General features: G+C 70.8%; 21 protein-coding genes. 13 read left to right on the top strand and 8 right to left on the bottom strand.

Features of this window, described 5'->3' with window-relative positions; genetic code table 11:
- Positions 1 to 5 precede the first annotated feature (5 nt).
- The 4 genes from sucD to RY94_RS09900 all read left to right on the top strand — a co-directional run bounded on the left by sucD (position 6) and on the right by RY94_RS09900 (position 4,134).
- On the top strand, positions 6 to 908 hold the full coding sequence (gene sucD / locus RY94_RS09915; RefSeq protein ID WP_043444492.1) for a succinate--CoA ligase subunit alpha: 903 nt from the start codon (positions 6 to 8) through the stop codon (positions 906 to 908).
- 114 nt (positions 909 to 1,022) lie between these two features.
- Complete coding sequence (locus tag RY94_RS09910; RefSeq protein ID WP_043444491.1) at positions 1,023 to 2,450, top strand: sugar porter family MFS transporter; 1,428 nt, start codon at positions 1,023 to 1,025, stop codon at positions 2,448 to 2,450.
- Positions 2,451 to 2,526: 76 nt separating this feature from the next.
- On the top strand, positions 2,527 to 3,582 hold the full coding sequence (locus tag RY94_RS09905; protein WP_043444489.1) for a zinc-dependent alcohol dehydrogenase family protein: 1,056 nt from the start codon (positions 2,527 to 2,529) through the stop codon (positions 3,580 to 3,582).
- Between the two features lie 81 nt (positions 3,583 to 3,663).
- Positions 3,664 to 4,134 (top strand): SRPBCC family protein, encoded by a 471-nt coding sequence (locus RY94_RS09900; protein ID WP_052274214.1) that lies wholly within the window; start codon positions 3,664 to 3,666, stop codon positions 4,132 to 4,134.
- Positions 4,135 to 4,162: 28 nt separating this feature from the next.
- On the opposite strand, the gene RY94_RS09895 is transcribed toward RY94_RS09900, so the two are convergent.
- On the bottom strand, positions 4,163 to 5,086 hold the full coding sequence (locus RY94_RS09895) for a S1C family serine protease (RefSeq protein ID WP_442853446.1): 924 nt from the start codon (positions 5,084 to 5,086) through the stop codon (positions 4,163 to 4,165).
- Positions 5,087 to 5,183: 97 nt separating this feature from the next.
- Positions 5,184 to 6,305 (bottom strand): VIT1/CCC1 transporter family protein, encoded by a 1,122-nt coding sequence (locus RY94_RS09890; RefSeq protein ID WP_231554487.1) that lies wholly within the window; start codon positions 6,303 to 6,305, stop codon positions 5,184 to 5,186.
- 313 nt (positions 6,306 to 6,618) lie between these two features.
- Between RY94_RS09890 and RY94_RS09885 the strand changes: the two genes are divergently transcribed.
- On the top strand, positions 6,619 to 8,349 hold the full coding sequence (locus RY94_RS09885; RefSeq protein WP_043444487.1) for a long-chain-fatty-acid--CoA ligase: 1,731 nt from the start codon (positions 6,619 to 6,621) through the stop codon (positions 8,347 to 8,349).
- A complete protein-coding gene (locus RY94_RS09880) occupies positions 8,346 to 9,707 on the top strand; it encodes an AI-2E family transporter (protein ID WP_082046233.1) in 1,362 nt (453 codons plus the stop codon). The genes RY94_RS09885 and RY94_RS09880 overlap by 4 nt, the downstream gene beginning before the upstream one ends.
- Before the next feature lie 72 nt (positions 9,708 to 9,779).
- Here RY94_RS09880 and RY94_RS09875 read toward each other — a convergent pair whose 3' ends face one another.
- Positions 9,780 to 11,276 carry a sodium:solute symporter gene (locus RY94_RS09875; RefSeq protein ID WP_043444485.1) on the bottom strand — a complete coding sequence of 499 codons (1,497 nt, stop codon included), beginning with the start codon at positions 11,274 to 11,276 and terminating at the stop codon, positions 9,780 to 9,782.
- A 158-nt stretch (positions 11,277 to 11,434) separates the two neighbouring features.
- Here RY94_RS09875 and RY94_RS09870 point away from each other — a divergent pair, with 158 nt between their 5' ends.
- Positions 11,435 to 12,013, top strand: a complete 579-nt coding sequence (locus RY94_RS09870) for a helix-turn-helix domain-containing protein (RefSeq protein ID WP_043444482.1) — start codon at positions 11,435 to 11,437, stop codon at positions 12,011 to 12,013.
- Between the two features lie 36 nt (positions 12,014 to 12,049).
- Here the strand turns inward: RY94_RS09870 and RY94_RS09865 are convergent, their stop codons facing one another.
- Positions 12,050 to 14,002, bottom strand: coding sequence for an amino acid permease (locus RY94_RS09865; protein WP_043444480.1), 1,953 nt, complete (start codon positions 14,000 to 14,002; stop codon positions 12,050 to 12,052).
- 190 nt (positions 14,003 to 14,192) lie between these two features.
- On the opposite strand from RY94_RS09865, the gene speB reads away from it, so the two are divergent.
- The 3 genes from speB (at position 14,193) to RY94_RS09850 (ending at position 17,159) form a co-directional block, all read left to right on the top strand.
- Positions 14,193 to 15,191, top strand: a complete 999-nt coding sequence (gene speB, locus RY94_RS09860) for an agmatinase (RefSeq protein ID WP_052274213.1) — start codon at positions 14,193 to 14,195, stop codon at positions 15,189 to 15,191.
- On the top strand, positions 15,192 to 16,883 hold the full coding sequence (locus RY94_RS09855; RefSeq protein WP_043444479.1) for a thiamine pyrophosphate-binding protein: 1,692 nt from the start codon (positions 15,192 to 15,194) through the stop codon (positions 16,881 to 16,883).
- 72 nt (positions 16,884 to 16,955) lie between these two features.
- The gene (locus tag RY94_RS09850) at positions 16,956 to 17,159 is read left to right on the top strand and encodes a DUF2945 domain-containing protein (protein ID WP_043444477.1); all 204 of its coding nucleotides are present in this window, start codon (positions 16,956 to 16,958) and stop codon (positions 17,157 to 17,159) included.
- Positions 17,160 to 17,225: 66 nt separating this feature from the next.
- Here RY94_RS09850 and RY94_RS09845 read toward each other — a convergent pair whose 3' ends face one another.
- The gene (locus RY94_RS09845) at positions 17,226 to 17,570 is read right to left on the bottom strand and encodes a DUF3140 domain-containing protein (RefSeq protein WP_043444475.1); all 345 of its coding nucleotides are present in this window, start codon (positions 17,568 to 17,570) and stop codon (positions 17,226 to 17,228) included.
- Between the two features lie 132 nt (positions 17,571 to 17,702).
- Between RY94_RS09845 and RY94_RS09840 the strand changes: the two genes are divergently transcribed.
- A complete protein-coding gene (locus RY94_RS09840; protein ID WP_043444473.1) occupies positions 17,703 to 18,242 on the top strand; it encodes a hypothetical protein in 540 nt (179 codons plus the stop codon).
- Positions 18,243 to 18,341: 99 nt separating this feature from the next.
- Here the strand turns inward: RY94_RS09840 and RY94_RS09835 are convergent, their stop codons facing one another.
- Genes RY94_RS09835 through RY94_RS09825 form a run of 3 tightly spaced genes read right to left on the bottom strand, consistent with a single transcriptional unit; the run spans position 18,342 to position 21,437 of the window.
- On the bottom strand, positions 18,342 to 19,478 hold the full coding sequence (locus RY94_RS09835; protein WP_043444469.1) for an FAD-dependent oxidoreductase: 1,137 nt from the start codon (positions 19,476 to 19,478) through the stop codon (positions 18,342 to 18,344).
- On the bottom strand, positions 19,471 to 20,199 hold the full coding sequence (locus tag RY94_RS09830; protein ID WP_043444467.1) for a class I SAM-dependent methyltransferase: 729 nt from the start codon (positions 20,197 to 20,199) through the stop codon (positions 19,471 to 19,473). Before RY94_RS09830 ends, RY94_RS09835 begins: the two co-directional genes overlap by 8 nt.
- A complete protein-coding gene (locus RY94_RS09825; protein WP_052274212.1) occupies positions 20,196 to 21,437 on the bottom strand; it encodes a type III polyketide synthase in 1,242 nt (413 codons plus the stop codon). Before RY94_RS09825 ends, RY94_RS09830 begins: the two co-directional genes overlap by 4 nt.
- Before the next feature lie 82 nt (positions 21,438 to 21,519).
- Here RY94_RS09825 and RY94_RS09820 point away from each other — a divergent pair, with 82 nt between their 5' ends.
- A complete protein-coding gene (locus RY94_RS09820) occupies positions 21,520 to 22,419 on the top strand; it encodes an SDR family oxidoreductase (RefSeq protein WP_043444466.1) in 900 nt (299 codons plus the stop codon).
- Positions 22,420 to 22,547: 128 nt separating this feature from the next.
- Positions 22,548 to 23,222 carry a hypothetical protein gene (locus tag RY94_RS09815; protein ID WP_156135119.1) on the top strand — a complete coding sequence of 225 codons (675 nt, stop codon included), beginning with the start codon at positions 22,548 to 22,550 and terminating at the stop codon, positions 23,220 to 23,222.
- Positions 23,223 to 23,303: the final 81 nt, after the last annotated feature.

Raw genomic sequence — 23,303 nt, 5'->3', positions numbered from 1 at the left:
CCCACATGTCTATCTACCTCAACAAGGACTCCAGGGTCATCGTCCAGGGCATCACCGGCGGCGAGGGCACCAAGCACACCGCCCTCATGCTGAAGGCCGGGACCCAGGTGGTCGGCGGCGTCAACGCCCGCAAGGCCGGCACCACCGTGACCCACGGCGACGTCACCCTCCCCGTGTACGGCACGGTCGAGGAAGCGAAGAAGGAGACCGGCGCCGACGTGTCGATCGTCTTCGTCCCGCCGGCCTTCACGAAGGACGCCGTCGTCGAGGCCATCGAGGCCGGCATCGGGCTCGTCGTGGTCATCACCGAGGGTGTCCCCGTGCAGGACTCGGCCGAGTTCTGGGCCCTCGCCCAGTCGAAGGTCGACGCCGACGGCCGGCAGATCACCCGCATCATCGGGCCCAACTGCCCGGGCATCATCACGCCCGGCGAGTCCCTCGTGGGCATCACCCCGGCGAACATCACGGGCAAGGGCGGCGTGGGCCTCGTCTCGAAGTCCGGCACGCTGACCTACCAGATGATGTTCGAGCTGCGCGACCTCGGCTTCTCGACGGCCATCGGCATCGGCGGCGATCCCGTCATCGGGACCACGCACATCGACGCCCTCGCGGCGTTCGAAGCGGACCCCGAGACCAAGGCCATCGTCATGATCGGTGAGATCGGCGGGGACGCCGAAGAGCGTGCCGCCGAGTTCATCAAGGCGAACGTCACCAAGCCCGTGGTCGGCTACGTCGCGGGCTTCACGGCTCCCGAGGGCAAGACCATGGGCCACGCCGGCGCGATCGTCTCCGGTTCGGCCGGGACCGCGCAGGCCAAGAAGGAAGCCCTCGAGGCCGCCGGCGTCAAGGTCGGCAAGACGCCGTCCGAGACCGCCAAGCTCCTCCGCGAGGTCTACGCGACACTCTGATCACCGTGATCCGACAGGCCTCCTCCGCATGCATGCGGGGGAGGCTTTCGCGTGGGAGGGACCGGTGGCCCCATCACCGGAGCCAGGGGACGATCACCAGCAGGAGTTGAGGGCATGAGCAGCCTGACCAGGAACGGCACGGCCGTCACGGCGGTCGACGACGGGCACCGGCAGCGCCGACGCCTCCGACGCGCCACCTGGGTGGCGACCCTCGGCGGCCTGCTGTTCGGGTTCGACACCGGCGTCATCAACGGCGCGCTGCCGTTCATGGTGGACGATCTCCGCCTCACGGCGTTCACGGAAGGCCTCGTCGCGAGCTCGCTGGTCTTCGGGGCCGCGTTCGGCGCCCTCGCCGGGGGCCGGCTCGCCGACGCCTACGGCCGGCGCCGGATGCTCATGGTGCTCGCTGCCGTCTTCCTCGGGGGAACGCTCGGCTCCGCCCTCGCCCCCGATGTCACGGTCATGGTCGCCTCGCGGCTCGTCCTCGGGCTGGCGGTCGGCGGGGCCTCGGTGCTCGTCCCGATCTTCCTCGCCGAACTCTCCCCGGCCGCCCGCCGCGGGCAGGTGGTGACCCGCAACGAACTCATGATCGTGACGGGCCAGCTCCTGGCGTTCAGCAGCAGCGCCTTCCTCGGCGGCTTCTTCGGCGACAGCCACGGCATCTGGCGATGGATGCTCGTCCTGGCCACGCTGCCGGCCGTCGGCCTCTGGATCGGCATGTACTTCGTGCCGGAGAGCCCCCGCTGGCTCGCGGCGCGGGGCGCGTTCGGGTCCGCCCTGCGAGTCCTGGAGACCCTCCGCCCGCCGGCCGCCGCGCAGGGCGAGTTCGCCGCGCTCAAGGCGCTGGCCGTCGAGGACCGCGGGCAGGACCGGGCGAGCATCCGCGACCTGCGCGAGCCCTGGCTCCGCCGCATCGTCGTCGTCGGCCTCGGTCTCGCCGTCATCCAGCAGATCACCGGCGTGAACTCGATCATGTACTACGGGACGCGGATCCTCGAGGTCGCAGGGTTCGGGACGCAGGCGGCGCTCACCGCGAACATCGCCAACGGGATCATCTCCGTCGCGGCGACCTTCGTCGGCATCTGGCTGCTCGGCCGGGTGGGGCGCCGCCCCATGCTCCTCGTCGGGCAGATCGGGACGACGTCGGCCCTGCTCGCCATCGGCCTCGTCTCCCTCCTGGTGCCCGAGGGCACGGCCCGGGGCTTCCTGGTCCTGGCCCTCACGGTCACCTTCCTGGCCTTCCAGCAGGGCGCGATCTCCCCGGTGACCTGGCTCATGCTGTCCGAGATCTTCCCCATGCGGCTGCGGGGCCTCGGCATGGGCGCGGCGGTCTTCGTCCTGTGGATGGTCAACTTCGCCGTCAGCCTCAGCTTCCCGATCCTCATGGATGCCATCGGCATCTCGTACACCTTCTTCGTGTTCGTGGTCCTCGGTGGCGCCGCGATCGTCTTCGCCCGCCGCCACATCCCCGAGACCCGCGGGAAGAGCCTGGAGGAACTGGAGCACCAGTTCAAGGAGGCGGTGGACGGGCGACGGCGGTAGAGCCTCCCCGTGCGCGGCTTGTAGGGTGACCAGAGGGGACAATCGATTGCGTCAAGCAAGCTTCTAGGAGATCACCATGCGCGCCACCATCATCCACGGGCCCGGCGACATCCGGGTCGAGGACCGGGACTACCCGAGCATCATCCGTCCCACGGACGCCGTCGTGAAGGTCACGGCATCCTGCGTCTGCGGCTCCGACCTCTGGCCGTACCGCGGGGTCCGGCCCACGAAGGAACCCAAGGCCATCGGCCACGAGTTCGTCGGCGTCGTGGAGTCGGTGGGCGACGACGTCCGCGACGTCGCGGTGGGCGACTTCGTGATCGCGCCGTTCGTGGACAGCTGCGGCACGTGCCCGCAGTGCCTCAACGGCGTGACCGTGGCATGCGACCACCTGGTGGGCTGGGGCAGCACCGACGAGCACGGCGACTTCGTGCAGGGCGCCCAGGGCGAAGCCGTGCGTGTCCCGCAGGCCGACGGCACCCTGCGGAAGGTGGACGGCGTGACCGCGCCCGACGCCGCCCTGACCGCGAGCCTGCTGACCCTCTCCGACGTGATGTCCACCGGCCACCACGCCGCGGTGTCCGCGAACGTGGGCCCGGGCAGCACCGTCGTCGTCGTGGGCGACGGCGCCGTGGGCCTGTGCGGGGTCCTCGCCGCGAAGCGCCTGGGGGCCGGGCGCATCATCGCCATGTCACGCCACGCCGACCGGCAGGAGCTCGCCCGCGAGTTCGGCGCCACGGACATCGTCGCCGAACGCGGCGACGAGGGCGTGGAGAAGGTGCGCGAGCTGCTCGGGGGAGTCCTCGCCGACTCCGTCCTCGAATGCGTGGGCACGAAGGAGTCGATGGACCAGGCGCTGCGCAGCACGCGCCCCGGCGGACACCTCGGCTTCGTCGGCGTCCCCGCCGGCGGACCGGAACTGCCCATCGGCGTGCTCTTCGCGAAGAACATCACCGTGGGCGGCGGGATGGCGCCGGCGCACACCTACATCCCGGAACTGCTCAAGGACGTCCTCGACGGGACGATCAACCCGGGCCGCGTCTTCGACGTCGAGATGCCCCTCGAGGACGCCGCGGAGGCGTACAAGGCCATGGACGAGCGTCGCGCCATCAAGGTGCTCCTGAAGCCCTGACCGCAGCACGCTCCGACGCCGAAGGGCCCTCCTCGCGGGGGCCCTTCGGCGTCGGAGCCCGGGAGCGGGCAGAATGAGGGCATGACGACGACGCCCGGCACGGATTCCGCCTACCTCATCTCCAGGGAACGCCTCATCGCGGCGCCCGCCGACCGCATCTTCGAGGTCCTCGCGACACCGGCGCTGCACAGCGTCATCGACGGGTCCGGGACGGTCCGCGGCGAGCAGCCGAACGGACCGGCGCGCCTGTCGCTGGGCGCGAAGTTCGGGATGGACATGACGATGGGCGCCTCCTACAAGATCCTGAACCGCGTGGTCGAGTTCGAGGAGGGTCGTCGGATCGCCTGGCGGCACTTCTCCGCCCATGTCTGGCGGTACACGCTCGAGCCCCGGGACGGCGGGACGCTCGTGCGCGAGGAGTGGGACGGACGCGCCGTGCGGTGGCGGTTCGTGTTCAGGCTCACCGGCTTCACGCGGCGGCACCCCGCGAGCATCGAGGCGACACTCGGCAAGCTCGAGGACTATGTCCTGCAGCAGCACGACCCCGCGTAGGCGCGTCCCGGGCGGACGTCCCGTCCCGTCACGGTGTGCGCAGTTCCTCCGGGTGCACGACGATGTCCACGAGGGCGCCGTTGCGCCACACCGTCATCTCCATGCGGCGGCCGATCGCGGTCTCCACCATCAGCCGCTGGATGCCCGTCGCGCTGCGGACCGCGGCGTGGTCGAGTGAGACGACCACGTCACCGGCCCGTGCCCCGGCGCCCGCGGCAGGACTCCCCGCGACGACGGATGCCACCTGCATCCCGGTGCGCGATCCCACCCGGGCCGCGAGCTCGGGGGAGAGGGTGATCTGGGCTCCGACCACCCCCAGCCATGCACGCCGCACCCGGCCCCGGGTGATGAGCGCGTCGATGATCTCACGGGTGGTCGGGTTGATCGGCACGGCCAGGCCGAGCCCTATACCGGCGACGGCGGTGTTGACGCCGACCATGCGGCCCGCGCTGTCGGCGAGCACGCCTCCGCTGTTGCCAGGATTCAGGATCGCGTCGGTCTGGATGACCTCGTCCACCACGCGCCCGGACAGCGTGGGCAGCGACCTGCCGAGCGCGGACACGATCCCTGCGGTCACGCTGCCGGCCAGCCCGAGCGGGTTGCCGAGGGCGACCACGAGCTGCCCCACGCGGAGCCTGGTCGCATCCCCCCACGGCACCGGCGGGGGAGTGCCGCCCTCCGCGGCGAGGACGGCGAGGTCCGACAGGGGATCCCTGCCGACGACGCGTGCGGGGAGGACGGATCCGTCGCCGAACGCCACCTCGGTCCGCTGCGCGCCGGCGACCACATGCGCGCTCGTCAGCAGGTGGCCTTCCGTGGAGATGACGGACGCGCTGCCTGCCCCCGCGCCGCGGGCGGTACGCACCGAGACCGCCGCCACCGATGGCAGTGTCGACTCGGCGATCCGCACGACCGCCGCCGAGTACGCGTCGAGAGCGTCCTGCTCGTCCATACGGACCATTGCAGCACCGCCGCGATCACCGGGGAACGGCGTTCGCGCAGGGCGCACGCCGTTCCCCGGTGCCTTCCGGTCCGGCCGCTGCGCGGGGTCAGGCGACCGAGGTGCCGAACAGCAGGCCGAGTCCGTAGGTCACGGCGGCGGCGCCGAGCCCGATGCCCAGCTGCCGCAGCGCCAGCCGCAGCGGCGAGGCACCGGACAGGAGGGCGACGACGGCGCCGGTCGCCATCAGCGCCAGTCCCACGAGGATGCAGGCGACGACGACGGCGAGCATGCCGCTCAGGCCCAGCAGGTACGGCAGGACCGGGATGATCGCCCCGGAGGCGAAGAAGCAGAAGCTCGAGGCGGCGGCCCCGAGGCCGGTACCGACGGTCTCGTGCTCGTCGACGGCGTCGTCCTCCTCGGGCTGGAGCGAGAAGCTCGGGTCGCAGTCGCAGCCGAGCAGGCCGAGGCGTTCCGACGCGCGGTGCTCCGCGGCCGCGGGCGTCATGCCCCTCGCCCGGTACACCAGCACGAGCTCGTTCGCGGCGATGTCGAGTTCCTTGGCCGCCGTCAGCGTGATCTGCGTGGGGCGCGTCGCGGACAGGAGCTCGCGCTGGGACCGCACGGACACGTACTCGCCGGCACCCATCGAGAGCGCTCCCGCCAGCAGGCCAGCCAGCCCGCTGAACAGGATGAACGACGTCGAGACGCCGGTCGCGCCGATGCCCATGACCAGGGCGAGGTTGCTGACGAGGCCGTCGTTCGCGCCGAACACGGCGGCACGGAAGTTGCCCGAGAGCCGGTTGCGGCCGCGGGTCGCGAGCCCGCGCACCACCTCCTCGTGGATCTGTTCGTCGGCGACCATCGCGCTCGTGGCCGACGGCTCCGACGCGTAGGGGGAGCGGCCCTCGGCCCGCTGGGCGAGGGCGAGGACGAAGACGGAGCCGAAGCGCCGTGCGAGCACGCCCAGGAGCCTGTTGCGGACGGAGGGCCGCAGGGGCCGTCCGGCGTCGTCGCCGAGGAGCTCGAGCCAGTGCGCCTCGTGGCGGCCCTCGGCCTCCGCGAGGCCGAGCAGGATCTCGCGTTCCTCGCCGGTCCTGCGCCGGGCGAGATCGCGGTAGGTGGCGGCCTCGGCGCGTTCGTCCGCGAGGTACTGGCGCCAACGCTTCACGTCGTCCCGGGACGGTGGACGTCCGGGCGTGTTCTCGGGGTCGTTCTGGGGGGTGTTCACGGGGATGCTCCGGTTGCTCGGGGCATGTGCGCACCCCGGTCCGAAGCGGAAGACTTCGGCCGGGACCACAGATGCGTCATATCGGCCGAAGGTCTCGCTCGCCGGTTCCACCGGTGGACTGCCGGGCGCCGATGGCGCCAGTATGTCGACAGGCCGCGCACCCCATGGGTGCGGAGCTACTCCCCTTCGACCGTCAATGCTACCGGATGGAGCGGTGTCCGTCGTCGCCGGCTCTCGGGCACCGGCGGTATGTTCGAGTACAGGAACGCACCGGCCGCGCGATACAGTCGGACGGATAACAGAAAGCAGGCTTATGGATCTGGCAGCCCGCCCCTGGGTCGAAAGCTATGCACCGGGTGTGCCCCGGTCCTTCAGCGTGCCCGAGGGCACGCTGTCCGACCTCCTCGACGCGTCGGTGGCGGCCCACGGCCCCCGCGCGGCCCTCGAGTTCTTCGGCGCCACGACCACCTACGAGGAGCTGGGTGCCGCGGTGGCCCGCGCGGCGGCGGGCCTGCGGTCCCTCGGCGTCTCGGCGGGGGACCGCGTGGCGCTCGTGCTGCCGAACTGCCCCCAGCACATCGTCGCGTTCTACGCGGTCCTCCGCCTCGGCGCGATCGTCGTCGAGCACAACCCGCTCTACACGGACCGCGAGCTGCGGCACCAGTTCGAGGACCACGGCGCCACGGTGGCGGTCGTGTGGGACAGGGTGGTGCCGCGCGTGCAGCGGCTGCCGGCCGACATCCCCGTGACCTCCGTGGTGTCGGTGGACCTCATCGGGGCCATGCCCCTCTCGCGCCGTCTCGCGCTGAAGCTGCCCGTACGCCGCGCGCGGGAGGCGAAGGCCGCGCTCACCACCGAGGAGAAGCTGACCGGCCCCCGGAAGGTCATCGCCTGGCGGGAGCTGCTCCACCACCGGCCGCTGCCGGACCGGCACCCCCGGCCCTCGGCGGAGGACACGGCGGTCCTGCAGTACACGAGCGGCACCACGGGTGTGCCCAAGGGTGCCATCCTCACGCACCGGAACCTGCTGGCGAACGCGGCCCAGGGGCGGGCCTGGGTGCCGGGCCTCGACGAGGGCCGCGAGACCGTCTACGCCGTCCTGCCCATGTTCCATGCCTACGGGCTGACGCTGTGCGTGACCTTCGCCGTGAGCATCGGCGCGAAGCTCGTCCTGTTCCCGCGCTTCGATGTGCCGCTGGTGCTCGACGCCGTCCGGAAGAGCCCGCCCACGTTCCTGCCGGCAGTGCCCCCCATCTACGACCGGCTCGCGGCCGGCGCGGCCGAGCGCGGGGTGGACCTCCGCAGTATCCGGTTCGCGATCTCCGGGGCCATGAACCTGCCGCAGGCCACGGTGGAGACCTGGGAGGCGGCCACGGGCGGCTACCTCATCGAGGGGTACGGGCTCACGGAGACGTCCCCCATCTCGGCCGGCAATCCGATCGGCCCCACGCGGAGGCCCGGCACGATCGGGGTCCCGTTCCCCGGGACCGACGTCCGCATCGTCGATCCGGAGGACCCTCGCACGGACCGAGCCCCGGGCGAGGCGGGGGAGCTGCTCCTGAAGGGCCCCCAGGTGTTCCAGGGCTACTGGCGGCGTCCCGAGGAGACCGAGGACACCCTGCTCGACGGCGGCTGGTTCCGGACAGGGGACATCGTCCGGATGGACGACGACGGCTTCCTGACCATCGTGGACCGCATCAAGGAACTCATCATCACGGGCGGCTTCAACGTCTCGCCGAGTGAGGTGGAGGGCATCCTGCGGACACACCCCGGTGTCACCGATACCGCCGTGGTGGGACTCCCGCGCGCCGGCGGAGGCGAGGACGTGGCCGCCGCCGTCGTCCTCGCGCCGGGCGCCACCCTCGACGTCGAGGCGCTGCAGGCGTCATGCCGCGACGCGCTCGCCGCCTACAAGGTCCCCCGCATCATCGTGCAGATGGAGGACCTGCCCCGATCGCTGATCGGCAAGGTCCTCCGCCGCGAGGTGCGCTCCCAACTGATCAACGATGGCCATCGGGCCGAAGGAAAAGGTGACGGTCGATGACCGAGTCAACCGACGTGCGGGCGGCAACGCCCCCCGCGAAGGGCCCCTGGCGTGACAGCCTCGGGAACGCCAGTATCCGGGCGGCGCAGGTGCTCCTGCTGCTGATCCTGGGCGTGGTGGCCGTGTACGCACTGATCCAGGTGCAGCTCGTGGTGATCCCGATGCTGCTCGCGATCATCCTCGCGGCCGCGATCGGTCCTTTCGTGAACTGGCTCCGACGGAAGGGCTGGGGCCCGTCCATGGCCACCACCGCCGCCTTCCTCCTGCTCCTGCTCGTCTTCGGTGGGCTCATCACCGGCATCGTGTTCGCCGTCGTCGGGCAGGCCGGTGAGCTCGTGTCCTCCGCGACGGAGGGCTTCGACGAGCTCTACGCCTTCGCGCAGAACGGTCCCATCCCGATCGACGACGCGCAGATCCAGCAGGCGCGGGACGCGGCGGTCGACTTCGCCACGAGCAGTACCGTGGGTGCAGGTGCCATCTCGGGCCTCAGCGCGGCAGGGAACTTCTTCGCGGGCGGTCTGCTCATGGTGGTCATCCTGTTCTTCTTCCTCAAGGACGGCGAGAAGATCTGGGCGTTCATGCTGCGCGCCTTCAAGGGCAAGCGCCTCGTCAAGGCCCGTCGGGTCGGCTACAGCAGCATGGCCGTCCTGGGCGGCTACGTGCGTGGCACGGCGATCGTGGCCCTCGTCGATTCCGTGTTCATCGGCGGTGCGCTGCTGGTTCTCGGGGTCCCGCTCGCCCTCCCGCTGGCCGCGATCGTCTTCGTCGGCGCCTTCATCCCCCTCGTCGGGGCCACGCTCGCCGGTGTCCTGGCGGCCCTGATCGCGCTCGTGGCCAACGGGCCATTCGTCGCGCTCATCGTCATCATCGTGGTCATCGTGGTCAACCAGCTCGAGGGCAACTTCCTGCAGCCCGTGGTCATGGGCCGCACGCTGCAGGTGCACGCCCTCGTCATCCTGTTCGCCCTGACCGCCGGTACCATCCTGGCGGGCATCATCGGTGCCATCCTCTCCGTCCCGGTCGCCGCGGTCATCTGGGCGGCCATCAAGGCCTGGAACGGGGAGAGGGATGAGGAGATCACGCGGGAGGAGGTCGAGGACGCCGAGGTGCAGACGGCCCTCGACGAGACGGGCCATGGCCTGAGTTCGACCCCCAAGGAGGAGCAGGAGGCCAAGAAGGCGGCCGCCCTGGCGGCCATCGACGACGCCGACGAGCGCCCCACCGCGCAGGGGCGCAGGACCGAAGGGCTCGACGACGACGACCACGACGGAGACGACGTGCCGACCGGCCCGGCCGGCAGCGCCGATGACGCCGGCACCGCCGGCCGCCACCGGGGATCGTCCTCCGTCGGACACTGAGGCCTCAGGCTCTCCCCGTCGACGCGAGAAGGGCTCCCGGCTGCGGCCGGGAGCCCTTCTCGCGTCCGACCGTCAACGTGCCGCGGCCACCGGCACATCCTCCGGGACGTCGCCGGCGACCCGGCGGTCCCAGGCGTCCATGACGACCGGATCCGTGGCCCGGGTGCCCAGCGAGACCGCCACGTACACGACCGCGGACACCCCGAGACCCCAGTAGATCGGCTCGTTCGCATAGACGCCGTCGTACTGGTTCTCCGCGGTGAACTCGAGGTAGGCCATGACGCCGAGGGTGACGAGCGTGCCCGCCGCCATGGACGCGCCGGCGCCGATCCCGTTGCCGCGGCGCCACAGCAGGCCGCCGAGGATCGCGACGAGGAGCCCTCCCACGAGGATGTCGTAGGCGATGGTCAGGGCGGCCACGACGTCCTGGACGACCACCGCGAGCATGATCGCGACGACACCGAGACCGAGGACCCACCAGCGGCTCGATGCGACGTCGTGCTCGGACGTCGGGCGCTCGCCGCCGCCCTTCCCGAACCAGCCGGCCACGAACGGCACCACGTCGGTCCGTGCCACGGTGGCGGCGGCGATCAGCGCGCCGGACGCCGTCGACATCATCGCGGCGACCGCGGCGGCGAGGACGAGCCCGCCGATGCCGATCGGCAGGACGTTCAGGGCGATGTCCGCGTAGACGTCGTCCTTCGACTCGATCGCGGGCAGGACGACGCTGGCGCTCATGCCGATCACGGCGCCGGCGACGCCGTAGAGGATGCAGTAGACGCCGGCGGCGGAGCCGCCCCAGCGGGCGATCTCCGACGTCCGGGAGGTGAAGACGCGCTGCCAGATGTCCTGCCCGATCAGCAGGCCCAGCGTGTAGACCACGAAGTAGGTGATGATGCTCTGTGCGCCGATGCCGGTGATGCTGAAGAACTCGTCGCCGGCGCGGTCGGCGATGCCGTCGAAGCCGCCGGCGGCAGCGAGTGAGAAGGGCAGCATGAGGGCGAAGACGCCGATGGTCTTGATCACGAACTGGGCCATGTCGGCGAGCGTGATGGACCACATGCCGCCGATCGTGGAGTAGACGAGGACGATCGTTCCGCCGACGGCGATGGACACCGCGCGGTCCCAGCCGAAGAGCACCACGAAGATCGTGGCGTAGGCGCCCGTCGACGTGGCGCAGAGCATGAGGGTGTAGGCGAGCATGACGATCCCGGACACCCGCGTGGCACGGTGGCCGTACCGCAGGGTGAGCATCTGCGAGACGGTGTAGATCTTCAGCTTCTGGATGGTGGGCGCGAAGAGGAGGCTGAGCAGCAGGACGCCGGTGCCGATGGCCACGACGAGCCACATGCCGGAGATGCCGTACTGGTAGCCGAGCCCCACCCCGCCCACGGTGGAGGCGCCGCCCAGGACGACGGCGGCCATCGTGCCGGTGTAGAGGAACGGTCCGAGGCGCCGCCCGGCCACGAGGTAGTCGCTGGCGTTGCGGGTGCGGGACTTGCCCCACCACCCGAAACCGAGCATGGCCACGAGATAGGCCACTACGATGGCGATGTTGAGTGCTTGCATGGGTGAGTCCTTTGGTGGGCTGGACCGATCGGGTGCCCGGGGGGCAACTATTGTTGCCCTGTAAGCTACTCGTGACGCGGCTCACGCGCCAATCGTGGCACGTGCGCAGGCCGTCCGCCCCCGCGGCGTGAGGGCTGCCGCCGTAGGAGAGGACACGCATGAAGGCCCTGCCCGTCGAACCCACCAACGCTCCGGTGGCGATCGGATCCCGGATCCGTGCCGCACGGCAGTCCCAGCGCATGACCATCGAGCAGGTCGCCGACTCCACGGGCCTGACGAAGGGGTTCCTGAGCAGGGTGGAGCGGGACCTGACGTCGCCGTCCGTCGCCTCGCTCGTGACGCTGTGCCAGGTCTTGTCGATCTCCGTGGGGGACCTGTTCCTGGTGCCGGAGACCCACCTGACGCGACTCGCGGACGCCCCCCGGATCAGCCTGGGCGGGCAGGGCATCAACGAACGGCTCCTGACGGCGCGCTCGGAGCGCCGGCTCCAGGTGATCCGCGCCGTCGTCGAACCCCATGGTCGGGGGGAGGACGAGCTCTACGCGGTGGACTGCGAGGTGGAGACCCTGCACGTGGTCGAGGGTCGCTTCGTGCTGATCTTCCCGAACGACCGCTACGACCTCGGCGCCGGAGACACCCTCACCTTCCCGGGCAGGGAGCCCCACACGTGGCTCAATCCGGACGGCCGGGAGGCCGTGGTGCTGTGGACGCTCGTCCCGGCGGCCTCCGGGAAGTGACGCCTCCGGGAAACAGTGCAGCCGGGAAACAGTGCCTCAGCCCACGTGCACCCAGGGGCGCTTCGTCACGTCCGGCTCCGCGGCGCGCAGCACCTCACGCGTGACCGGGGCGATCTCCCCCTCACCGGTGAACAGGAACTTGAAGAGGTTGGCGACGGGGTCCCCCTCCGTCCACCGGAAGTAGACGTGCGGCATGAGCCCGGTGACGTCCCGGATGTGCAGCATCACGGCCGCGATGGTGTTCGGGACGTTGGAGCTGTGGACCTCGAGGACGCGGTACCCGTGCCGCACCACGCCGCGCACGCGCAGCTCCGTCTCGAAGTCGGACGAATCGTCCACGGTCACCTCGATGAACAGGGGCCGCGAGGTGGTGGGGACGTGCGAGACCCTGCACGCGTGCTGGAGCTTGTGGCGGTAGGCGGCGCTGCTGAGCCGCTTCGGTTCGTGGGCGATCAGCAGGATGTCGCCGTCGTCCTGCCCGCTGACGAAGGAGAGCGCGGCCTCGTCCATCCGGATGCTCGTGGCCCGCAGCTCGAACGCCCGCCGTGAGCGGGAGACGAAGGAGATCACGATGATGCCGAGGATGAAGCAGGCGGCGATCTTCAGCCCCTCGGGGCGCTCGACGATGTTGACCGCCGTGGTCAGCACGAAGACCACGGCGGCGATGCCGAACCCGATGGTCCTGCCGCGCTGCTGCTTCCGCCGCGCCGACAGCATCACGGCCACGGACGCGGACGTGATGAGGGCGAGGACGCCGGTGGCGTAGGCGCCGCCCTGTGCCTCGACGTCGGCCTTGAAGAAGAAGGTGACCAGGATGGCGATGACGGTGATGACGAGGACGAGCGGACGCACGGCCTTCGCCCACTCCGGGGCCATCCCGTAGCGCGGCAGGTAGCGCGGCACGAGGTTGAGCAGTCCGGTCATGGCGGACGCCCCGGCGAACCAGAGGATGCCGATGGTCGAGATGTCGTACGCCGTGCCGAAGCCGTCGCCGAGGTACTCGTGGGCGAGGTAGGCGAGCGCGCGTCCGTTGGCCGGGCCGCCCTCCTCGAAGGCGGCGGGCGGGATGAGCAGGGTGGTCACGAAGCTCGAGGTGATCAGGAAGACGCTCATGATGAGCGCTGCCGAGGTGAGGAGCCGGTGCGCACCGGCGATCCGGCCCACCGGATCCTGCTCGGTGTCATGGGGCCCGCCCTGGATCTGCGGCATCACGACCACGCCGGTCTCGAAGCCCGACAGTCCCAGCGCCAGGCGGGGGAAGATCAGCACGGCCAGCCCGAGCATCATGAGGGGGTTGCCGTGCTGGGTGGTCAGCGCCGACCACCAGGAGTCCACGAGCCCGCCCTGCGCCACGATCTGGACCATGGCGACGACGATCACGCACAGGTTGAGCAGGAGGAAGACGGCCACGAGGCCGACGGCGATGCCGATGGCCTCGGTGAATCCACGCAGGAAGACGCCGGACAGCGCGCCCAGGAACAGCACCGTGATGAGGATCTGCTGCCCCTGCAGCCATGCGGGCGCGAACGGGTTCTCGATGAGGTGCGCGCTCGCGTCGGCGGCCGAGAGGGTCATGGTGATGAGGAAGCTCGTCGCGGCGAAACCGAGCAGGACCAGCACGAAGACCTTGCCCCGCCACTTCGGCAGCAGCTTCTCGAGCATGGCGATGGATCCCTCGCCGCGCGGACTCTCCGACGCCACCCGCTTGTACACCGGCAACGCGGCGAAGAGGGTCACGGCCACCAGGACGAGGGTGGCCAGGGGGGACAGGACGCCGGCTGCGGCCGCGGCGATCGCGGGCTGGTAGCCGAGGGTGGAGAAGTAGTCGACGCCGGTCAGGCACATCACCTTCCACCACGACTGGGCGCGCTCCTGCTCGGGCAGGTGGGAGGCGGGCTGGCTGGACTCGTTGAGCAGCCAGCGCTCGAGGCGCTGCCGGGCCGGGTCCTGGGCCCGGGGCTGCGGAGGGGTGCGTACGGAAGAGCTCACCTCATCACCGTAGGGCCCGGCTACCGGCCGGTAGCCGGTCTTTATGCATCCTTAACGGCGCCGACGGCTGACCCACCCCTTCCGGGCTACTCCTGCGATCCTTGACCGCGGTGCACCACCCCAATAGCCTGATACAAAACCTTTGATGCATATTGGGCAACTTGTCGGGGGCCCGGATCGGATGGAAGCTGTGGAAGAACTGCGCGTCACGGGAGGCGGCCACCTCGGCCCCATCGACTCCTCCCGCATCCCCCGCTACGCAGGAGCGGCCACCTTCGCGCGCCTGCCTCGCCTCGACCAGGTGGACCGCGCGGACATCGCCGTCGTCGGCGTCCCCTTCGACTCCGGCGTGTCCTACCGCCCGGGCGCCCGGTTCGGCGGCAACCACATCCGCGAGGCCTCGCGCCTGCTGCGGCCCTACAACCCCGCGCTCGACGTCTCGCCGTTCGAGCGCGTGCAGGTGGCCGACGCCGGGGACATGGCCGTCAACCCGTTCAACATCAACGAGGCCATCGAGACGGTGCAGCAGAACGCGCTGGACCTGACCCGTGACGGCGCGCGCCTCGTCACGCTCGGCGGCGACCACACGATCGCGCTTCCCCTCCTGCGGGCGGCGGCCGAGCGCGCGGGATCGCCCGTGGCGATGCTGCACTTCGACGCCCACCTCGACACGTGGGACACCTACTTCGGCGCCGAGTACACGCACGGCACCCCGTTCCGGCGCGCCGTCGAGGAGGGCATCCTCGACACCGAGGCCATCTCCCACGTCGGGACGCGCGGTCCCCTCTACGGCGTCCGGGACCTGGAGGACGACCGCCGCTTCGGCTTCGGCATCGTCACCTCCTCCGACGTCTACCGGCAGGGCGTGGACGAGGTGGTGGACAAGCTGCGGCAGCGCATCGGCAACCGCCCGCTCTACGTCTCGGTGGACATCGACGTCCTCGACCCGGCCCACGCCCCCGGCACCGGGACCCCCGAGGCCGGCGGCATCACGAGCCGCGAACTCCTCGAGATCCTCCGCGGCCTGCGCGGCCTGAACCTGGTCGGCGCCGACGTGGTCGAGGTGGCGCCCGCCTACGACCACGCCGAGATCACGGGGGTCGCGGCGTCCCACGTCGCCTACGACCTCGTGACCCTCATGGCCGACACCCTCACCCCCGCCGCAGCTCCGATGACAGAGGACCAGTAGATGGACATCACCGCCGGCGCCGCGTCCGCGCCCCCCGCACCCGTCACCGGCCAGCGCAACGGCGGCGACCTCGTGATCGAGACGCTCTCCGCCCTGGGCGCGACGACGGTGTTCGGCATCCCCGGCCAGCACGCGCTCGGCCTGTTCGACGCGCTGTCCCGCTCCGACCTCCGCTTCGTCTCCTCCCGCGTGGAGAACAACTCGGCCTTCGCGGCCGACGGCTTCTCACGGGCGACCGGCGACGTCGGCGTCCTGTTCCTGTCCACCGGCCCCGGGGCACTGACGTCCCTCGCCGGGCTGCAGGAGGCATACGCCACCGGCGTGCCCATGGTGGTCGTCGCGAGCCAGATCCCGCTCGAAGGCCTGGGTGCGCGGCGCAAGGGCATGCTCCACCAGCTGGACGACCAGAAGGCCTCGGCGGCGAACGTCACGAAGAGCCAGCGGCTCATCCAGCACGCCTCCGGCATCCCCTCCGCCATCCAGGACGCCTGGACCGAGGCCGTGTCCTCGCCGCAGGGACCCGTGTGGGTCGAGGTGCCACAGAACGTGCTGCTGGACCCCGTGATGGTCCCGCAGGTGGAGGACGCGCTCGCGGAGCCCTTCGACAACCCGCCGAGGATCGAACTGGTGCGCGAGGCCGTCGCCTGGCTGAAGGACTCGAAGCGGCCCGCGATCGTCGCCGGTGGCGGCGCGCGGCGTGGCAGGGCGGAGAAGTGGCTGCTCTCGATCGCCGAGAAGCTCGGTGCGCCGGTGGTCTGCTCGCCGGGCGGCAACGGCGCCTTCCCCTGGGACCACGAGCTCTCCCTCCAGTCCTGGGTGGAGGACCGCTACGTGACGGAGGTCCTGGAGGACGCCGACGTGCTGCTGGTGATCGGCTCGTCCCTCGGCGAGGTGACGTCCAACTACTTCACCATGGAGCCGCGGGGGCGCATCATCCAGATCGACGCAGAACCCCGCGTCCTCGAGTCCAACCGGCCGGCGCTCGGCATCCGCGCCGACGCCGGACAGGCACTCGCCGCGCTCGACGAGGCGCTCGAGCCGCTGGACCGCCGCCGCCTGCCCGGGTACGACGCCGCGGCGCTCGTCGCCGGGACCCTCGGGCGGGTCCGCGCACGGCTGGACGCCCAGGACCTCGGCAAGGAACGCGCGTTCATGCAGGACATCCGTGACGCCGTCCCGGCCGGCATGCAGACCTTCTGGGACATGACCATCTCGGCGTACTGGGCCTGGAGCTGCTGGGACGCCCGCGAGGGACAGTTCCATTCGGCCCAGGGGGCCGGCGGCCTCGGCTTCGGCTTCCCCGGCGCGATCGGCGGATCCGTCGGGCTGGAGTCCCACGGCCTGCCCGCGCGGGTCCTCGCCGTCTCCGGGGACGGCTCCGCGATGTATTCCATCGCCGAGCTCGCCACCGCGCGGCAGCACGACACCCCCGTCACCTGGCTGATCGTGGACGACGGCGGCTACGGGATCCTCCGCGAGTACATGGAGGGCGCCTTCGGTCAGGCCACGGCGACCGAGCTCGCCCGGCCGGACTTCGTGGCGCTCGCGGAATCGTTCGGCGTGCCGGCACGCAGGGTCGCGCCGGAGGACATCGGCGAGGCGCTCCGGGAGAGCCTCGCAGGGGAGGGCCCCAACGTCGTCGTCGTCGAGACACTCATGCGGCTGTTCGCCCCAACCCATCTTGATCAGTAGGCTTCCTTTTTCCTCCACGGGGTGAGAGTGTCGGAGGAACCGCTCGACCATGTACACCGAGGAAGGAACGCCATGGCATTCAGCAAGGGCGACGAGGTCACCTGGAACACTCCGCAGGGCACGACCGAGGGGAAGGTCGTCCAGAAGCACGAGAAGGAATTCAGCTTCGACGACCAGAAGTTCAACGCCTCCAAGGACGAGCCCTACTACACCGTGGAGAGCGCGAAGTCGGGCAAGCAGGCCGCGCACAAGGAAAGCGCGCTGTCGAAGAAGTAGCGTCGAGGAAGTAGCGGTGGGCACGACGAGGGGCGCCCGGCACCGGGCGCCCCTCGTCGTGTCCCGCTACGTCAGCGGATCGTGGCCCCAGTTCATCAGGGAGTACCGCCACTTCGAGGTCTCGATGTCCTCCTTCGAGGGTTTCTGCGCCAGATGGCGGTGGACGTAGCCCACGACCTTGCGCATGTGCTCCACGTCCTCGCCCGTGAGATCGTCCTTCCGGGTGCGCAGGATGCCGATGATGTGCCTGCCGGACCGGTGGCCCACGGATTCGCCGCCGTCCGGCTCCTTCTGGCCCACCGACCGGGACTCCTCGGTGTCGAGCCAGGTCTCCAGCCGGGACGGGCTCATGTTCACCGCGTCCTTCCACTGCGTCCATATCTCGTCGAGATCGTGCTGGTTCTCCGTCATGGGTCGCCCTTCGTAGCAGTTCCGGGGGAAATGCACACACCGATCGGATTCTTCGGGGTGCTATGGCTTAATCCTAAGCAGGCTGATAGTTATTGGGGGTAGGTCGAACCAACCTCGAAGGAGCTTTACATCATGGCAGGAAATCTTTTGGCACGATCCGCCCACGATCTCGGCGCGGCAGCCTGGTTCGGTGGAACCCTGATGGGCGCCGTCGGCCTCAATGGAGCCACCGGCAAGGCGAAGGACCCCAAGGAGCGCACGCGCCTGTCCTCGCTCGGCTGGGCGAAGTGGGCCCCGGTCCAGACCGCGGCCTTCGCCGCGCACGCCATCGGCGGCATCGGCCTGATCCTCGGCAACAAGGGCCGCGTCGCCGCCCAGGACTCCGTCGGGTCCAACACCGTCGTGAAGTCCGTGGTCACCGTGATCGGCATGGCCCTCTCGCTGTACTCGGGCATCCTCGGCAAGAAGGTCGGCGAGCTCGCCGACCAGGGCAGCGCGGGCGCCACCGAGCCCCGCCCCGGAGCGAGCGACGAACTGGCCAAGGCACAGTCCCAGCTCAAGATCACGCAATGGCTCCTGCCCGTCGTCAGCGCCATCGTCGTGGTGCTGGGTGCGAAGCAGGGCGAGATGCAGCGTCCCGAGAACGTCAAGAAGGGCCTGCTCCGCAAGTAGTCCCGCAGGGCACGACAGAACCCCGCAGCAACCCCGCCCCACGCCGTCCGGCGCCCGGCGGCGGTTCCTGCGGGGTTCTGTCGTCCGGGCCCGGGTGGGCTACTGCATGGTGAACGCGCGGGCCACTCCGGCGTGGACGGTGCTGTTCCTGATCAGCGCCCCGAGGAGCGCGTTGCGCGGGCGCAGGATCGAACCCGGCAGGGGGCGCCCCAGCGCCATGTTGATGGCGGCCTTACGGCGGGCCAGGGCCGCCTGCGCCCGACGGTCCCTCTCGTAGCGCGCGAGCCGCACGCCGACGTCCTGTCCGTCCCGCAGTGACGCCGCGATGATCGGCACCAGATCGACGGCGTCGAGCCAGCCCAGGTTCATGCCCTGCCCGCCGATGGGGGACACCTCGTGGGCGGCGTCCCCCACGAGTACGGTGCGCCCGGAGACCAGACGGCGGGCGAGCCGTGACCGCACCTCGAACGCGCTCAGCATCGAGGTGGTCACCGGGTCGACGCCGACCCCCGTCCGCTCACGGATGAGCCGGGTGAGGCCCGCGGCCGTCGGGCGGTCCACGGGGCAGCCGACCCGCACCACCCAGCGTCGGATGCCCCCGGGCAGGGGGAAGGACTCGACGATCCCTCCGCTCTCCAGATACAGGACGGCGTCGTCGCCGTCGCCCGTGGCGTCGTCGAAATCGCCCATGACGTAGCAGTCCGGGTAGCGACGCGAGGGCGCGCGGATCCCGGCGTCGTCGCGGATGGAACTCCGTGCGCCGTCCGCCGCGACGACCAGCCTCGCCTGGAGGACGGCGTCCTCGCCCTGCTCCCGGGTCACGGCCAGGACGTGGTCCCCGGCGTCGTGCGTGGTGACGACGGCGACGCCGCGGCGCAGCGTGCCCGGAAACCCGTCCTCGAGGTGGCGTTCCAGGATCTCCTCGGTGACGGCCTGCGGCACGGCGAGGACGTACGTCTCCTCGCCCGGGAGTGCCGCGAAGGAGATGGTGCCCACGTCCCGGCCCGCACTCCTGGCGATGCCGTCCCGGATCCGCACCCCGCGTGCGCGCAGGTCGTCGGCGATGCCTCCGGTGTCGAGGGCCCGCAGTGCCGGCGGGTGGATGCCGATGGCCCGCGAATGGCCGCTGCGCTCGGGGCGGCGTTCGAGCACGACGGCGTCGAGCCCGGCCTGGCGCAGCAGCAGGGCGGTGTAGAGGCCGACGGGCCCGCCGCCGACCACGATCACGTCATGCATCGTCGTCTCCCGCCGGGACGCCGCGCTCGAGGACGAGGAGGTTGATGAACGGCACGGCCGTGCGGACCGTCCACTGCCCGCGTCCGCCGGTCGCCGCGCGCAGCTCGCCCGGCGTGTAGCTGCGGCGGATGGAGGTCAGGCCGTCCTGCCGGATGAAGGAGCCGGGCAGCGGGAGGGTGCCCGCCGAGAACAGTGCGTAGCCGAGCGGGTGCCGTGCGATGTCGCTGTGCACCGCGACCGTGCGCGTCAGGCGTTCGGTGTCGTCGAGCAGTCCGTCGAACGCGGGGCGGTCGAGGTGGTGGAGCACGTGGTTGGAGACCACGGCGTCGAACATCGCCCCCTCGGCCACGAGTTCGGAGCTCAGCGCCCGCCGGAAGGACAGGCCGGCCAGGGGCGGCCGCGAGGTGGCGAAGGCGTACGCCCGCTCGTCGGGGTCGATCGCCGTCACCTCGAGCGGGAAGCCGTCGAGCCGGGCCCAGCGGGCGAGGGCGCGCGGGACGTCCCCGCCGCCGGCGCCGATGTCCAGCAGCGTATTGGTGCGGTCCCGGGAGAACACCGGGCGGAGCAGCGAGGTGTACGTCCTGCGCCATCCGGAGACGACGGCGTTGACCAGTCCGAACTGGGCGTATGTGCGGTCGAGCCGGCCGGGGTCGCAGTCGGGCCGGTCCATCTCCTCGACGGCGTCCGGATCGCGTTCGGCGAGGAACCCTCGAGGCCTCATGCGCCAGCGTCGGTGAGGATGGGCGCCAGATCGGCGGGCACGACGTCGTCCTGGCCGCCCGCGGGCGCGGCGTCCGCCGTCGTCGCCGGCGCGGCCCCGGCAGCCGGTCCGGCACCGATCCTCGTGAGCAGGGCCGTCTCCACCGTGAGTCCCGGACCGAAGGCCATGGAGCAGATCCGGTTGTTCCCGTCGGAGCCCGGCTGGTCGAGGATGTTCTTCAGGACGAACATCACCGTCGCGCTGCTCATGTTGCCGTAGTCGCGCAGCGTCTCGCGGGCGGGGACGAGCTGGTCCTTGGTCAGGCCGAGCTTGGCCTCGACCTTGTCCAGGATGCTGCGTCCCCCCGGGTGGATGGCCCAGTGCTCGATCTCCGAGTAGTCCAGGCCCTGCAGCGACGCGTCACGGGCGAGCAGGGGTTCGAGGGCCCCGATGATGTGCTCGTCGATGATGTGGGGGACGTACGTGCCGAGGACCATCTCGAACCCCTCGTCGCCGATGTTCCAGGCCATGGACTCCTCGCCCACCGGGGTCAGGACGGTCTCGAAGTGGTCGAGCGTCAGTGCCGGCCCGGTGAGGGGGAGGTCCCGGGCGGAGACGATCGCCGCCGCGGCACCGTCCGCGAACAGCGACGAGCCGACGATGGTGTCGGGGTTGTTGGAGGACCGGACGTGGAGGGAGCACAGCTCGGCGGCGATCACGAGGACGACGGCGTCGGGGTCGGCGTCGCAGAAGGCCTTGGCGGCGCGCAGCGCCGGGAAGGCCGCATAGCAGCCCATGAAACCGAGGTGGTAGCGCTGCACGGAGGGACTGAGGTCCAGCGCGCGTACCACCTTGTAGTCGGGGCCCGGGGCGAAGAAGCCGGTGCAGGACACCGTGACGACATGCGTGACGTCCGCCGCCCCGATGCCCTGCGCGGCGTCCAGCGCCTTGCGGGCCGCCTCGATGAAGAGCTTCGTCCCCTCCTCGGCGTAGACCTCGTTGCGGGTCTTGGTGCTCGGCGTCAGGATCCGCAGCTCCTTCTGGTCGAAGAACACGGGATCCTCGGCCGCGGCGTCGAGGGTGAGCTCCCTGACGGCGGTGTAGCGCGTGGCGATGCCCGAGGAATCGAAGGCCGCCCCGACCAGGCGCCGACCGAGCCGCGTGAGGCCCGGCTGCGCGGCAAAGACATCGCGGACCTGGGGTTGCACCATGATCGTGTCGGGTACGGCGGTTTCGAGGGACCTCAGGATCGCAGTCATATGTCCATTACTAGAGGACTGACGCCCCAAACACAATGACAGTAGGCTTAGTATCCACCCTCCCACCGTCACCAGGAGCATCATGTCCAACGAACCGACAGGCACCCTCGACCAGGACGACCCCCGCGGCCCCGCCGTCGATCCCTCGACCGAACTGCAGCAGTACCCCGGCTTCACCGAGCGCATGGACCCCCGCCCCGACCACGGCGAGGACAGCTACACCGGGCACGGGCGCCTCAACGGCCGACGCGCCTTCATCACCGGCGGCGACTCCGGCATCGGCCGGGCCGTGGCGTTGGCCTTCGCACGGGAGGGGGCCGACGTCGCCATCGGGTACCTCCCCGAGGAGGAGGAGGACGGCGCCAGCTGCCTCGAACTCATCCGCGCCGAGGGCCGGACCGCCCTGGCCGTGCCGGGCGACCTCCGCGACCAGGCCTATGCCGCCTCGGCCGTGTCTGAGGTGGTGGACGGCCTCGGCGGCCTGGACATCCTCGTGAACAACGCGGGCTACCACATCGCGCAGCCGAACGGTCTGCCCGACGTCGACGCCGACCAGCTCCGGCGCACCTTCGAGACCAACGTGTACGGGACGATCTGGCTCACGCAGGCGGCCCTGCCCCACCTGACGGCCGGAGCCTCGATCATCAACACCACGTCCGTGCAGGGCTACCACCCGTCCCGCAACCTCATGGACTACGCCGCGACCAAGGCCGCGCTCAACAACCTGACGTTCAGCCTGGCCGAGCTGCTGGGGGAGCGCGGGATCCGCGTCAACGCCGTCGCGCCCGGGCCTGTCTGGACGCCCCTGCAGCCCGCGACGACCACCAGCGAGAAGCTGGAATCCTTCGGCGAGGGTACACCGCTGGGCAGGATGGGGCAGCCGGCGGAACTGGCCGGTGCATACGTCTTCCTCGCCTCGAACGATGCACGGTACGTCTCCGGGGAGATCCTCGGCGTCACCGGAGGCACGCCTCTCGCCTGAGGGACTGCCGGGCGCCGGGGCGATCGCCCCGGCGCCCGGACCAAGCCGTGGCGGGGTGCTGAACGAATAGCAGGCACCAGCGCCGGACGTTCGTGATCCGGTGGACGGCCGACATGAATGGGCTCACCGTGAAATTCCTGACCGTACTGCCGCACCGTCGTGGCGCCGCACTCGGCGCCGTCGCGCTCGCCACGTCCCTGGCGCTCGCCGGATGCGGGACCGCCGAGGAGAACCCGCTCGGGGTGAACACAGCGGACGGCAGCCGGGGGTCGGCGCCCGCCGCGGTCTCCGATCCGGACGGCAGCAGGGCCGAGCCCGTGGGCAGCGACCTCGGCGATGATCCCCTGAACGTCGGTGTCGACGGCGCGGAACTGTGCGGTGTCCAGCCCCGGGACAGCCGTCTGCGCTACACCGTCATGCTGCACAATCCCACCCTCGAGACCTTCACGTTCGGCGAGATGGCCCTGGGCGACCCGGAGGGCCTGGACATCGTCTCGGCGAAGGTGCAGACCGCGAACCGCGAGGGACATCACCACACGGCACCGGAGGCCGGTGCGCACGAGGAGCACACGGCTGCACCCACCCCGACGAAGCCGGCCGAGCCGATCGGCCCGCCCGTGCCCGCGGAGGGTTACCGGTTCCTGCCCGACGCCCACATCAACATCATCGTCACGGTGGAACTCGCCGACGGCGTCACCCACGGCAGCGCCGAGAACATCCTCGTGGCGTTCTCCTCCCCGGACCGCGACTACTCGGTACCCCACAACCTGAAGATCGACGTCGACGCCACGTCCTGCAGCTGATCCCCGGTATCACCCGGGGCTGAATGCACCGGAGCCCCCGTCGTGACGACGGGGGCTCCGGTGTTCGTGCTGTGCGGGCGG

The organism is Arthrobacter sp. L77 (genome assembly GCF_000816565.1).
Lineage (GTDB): Bacteria > Actinomycetota > Actinomycetes > Actinomycetales > Micrococcaceae > Arthrobacter_D > Arthrobacter_D antioxidans.
This window is presented reverse-complemented; position numbering and strand designations above follow the sequence as displayed.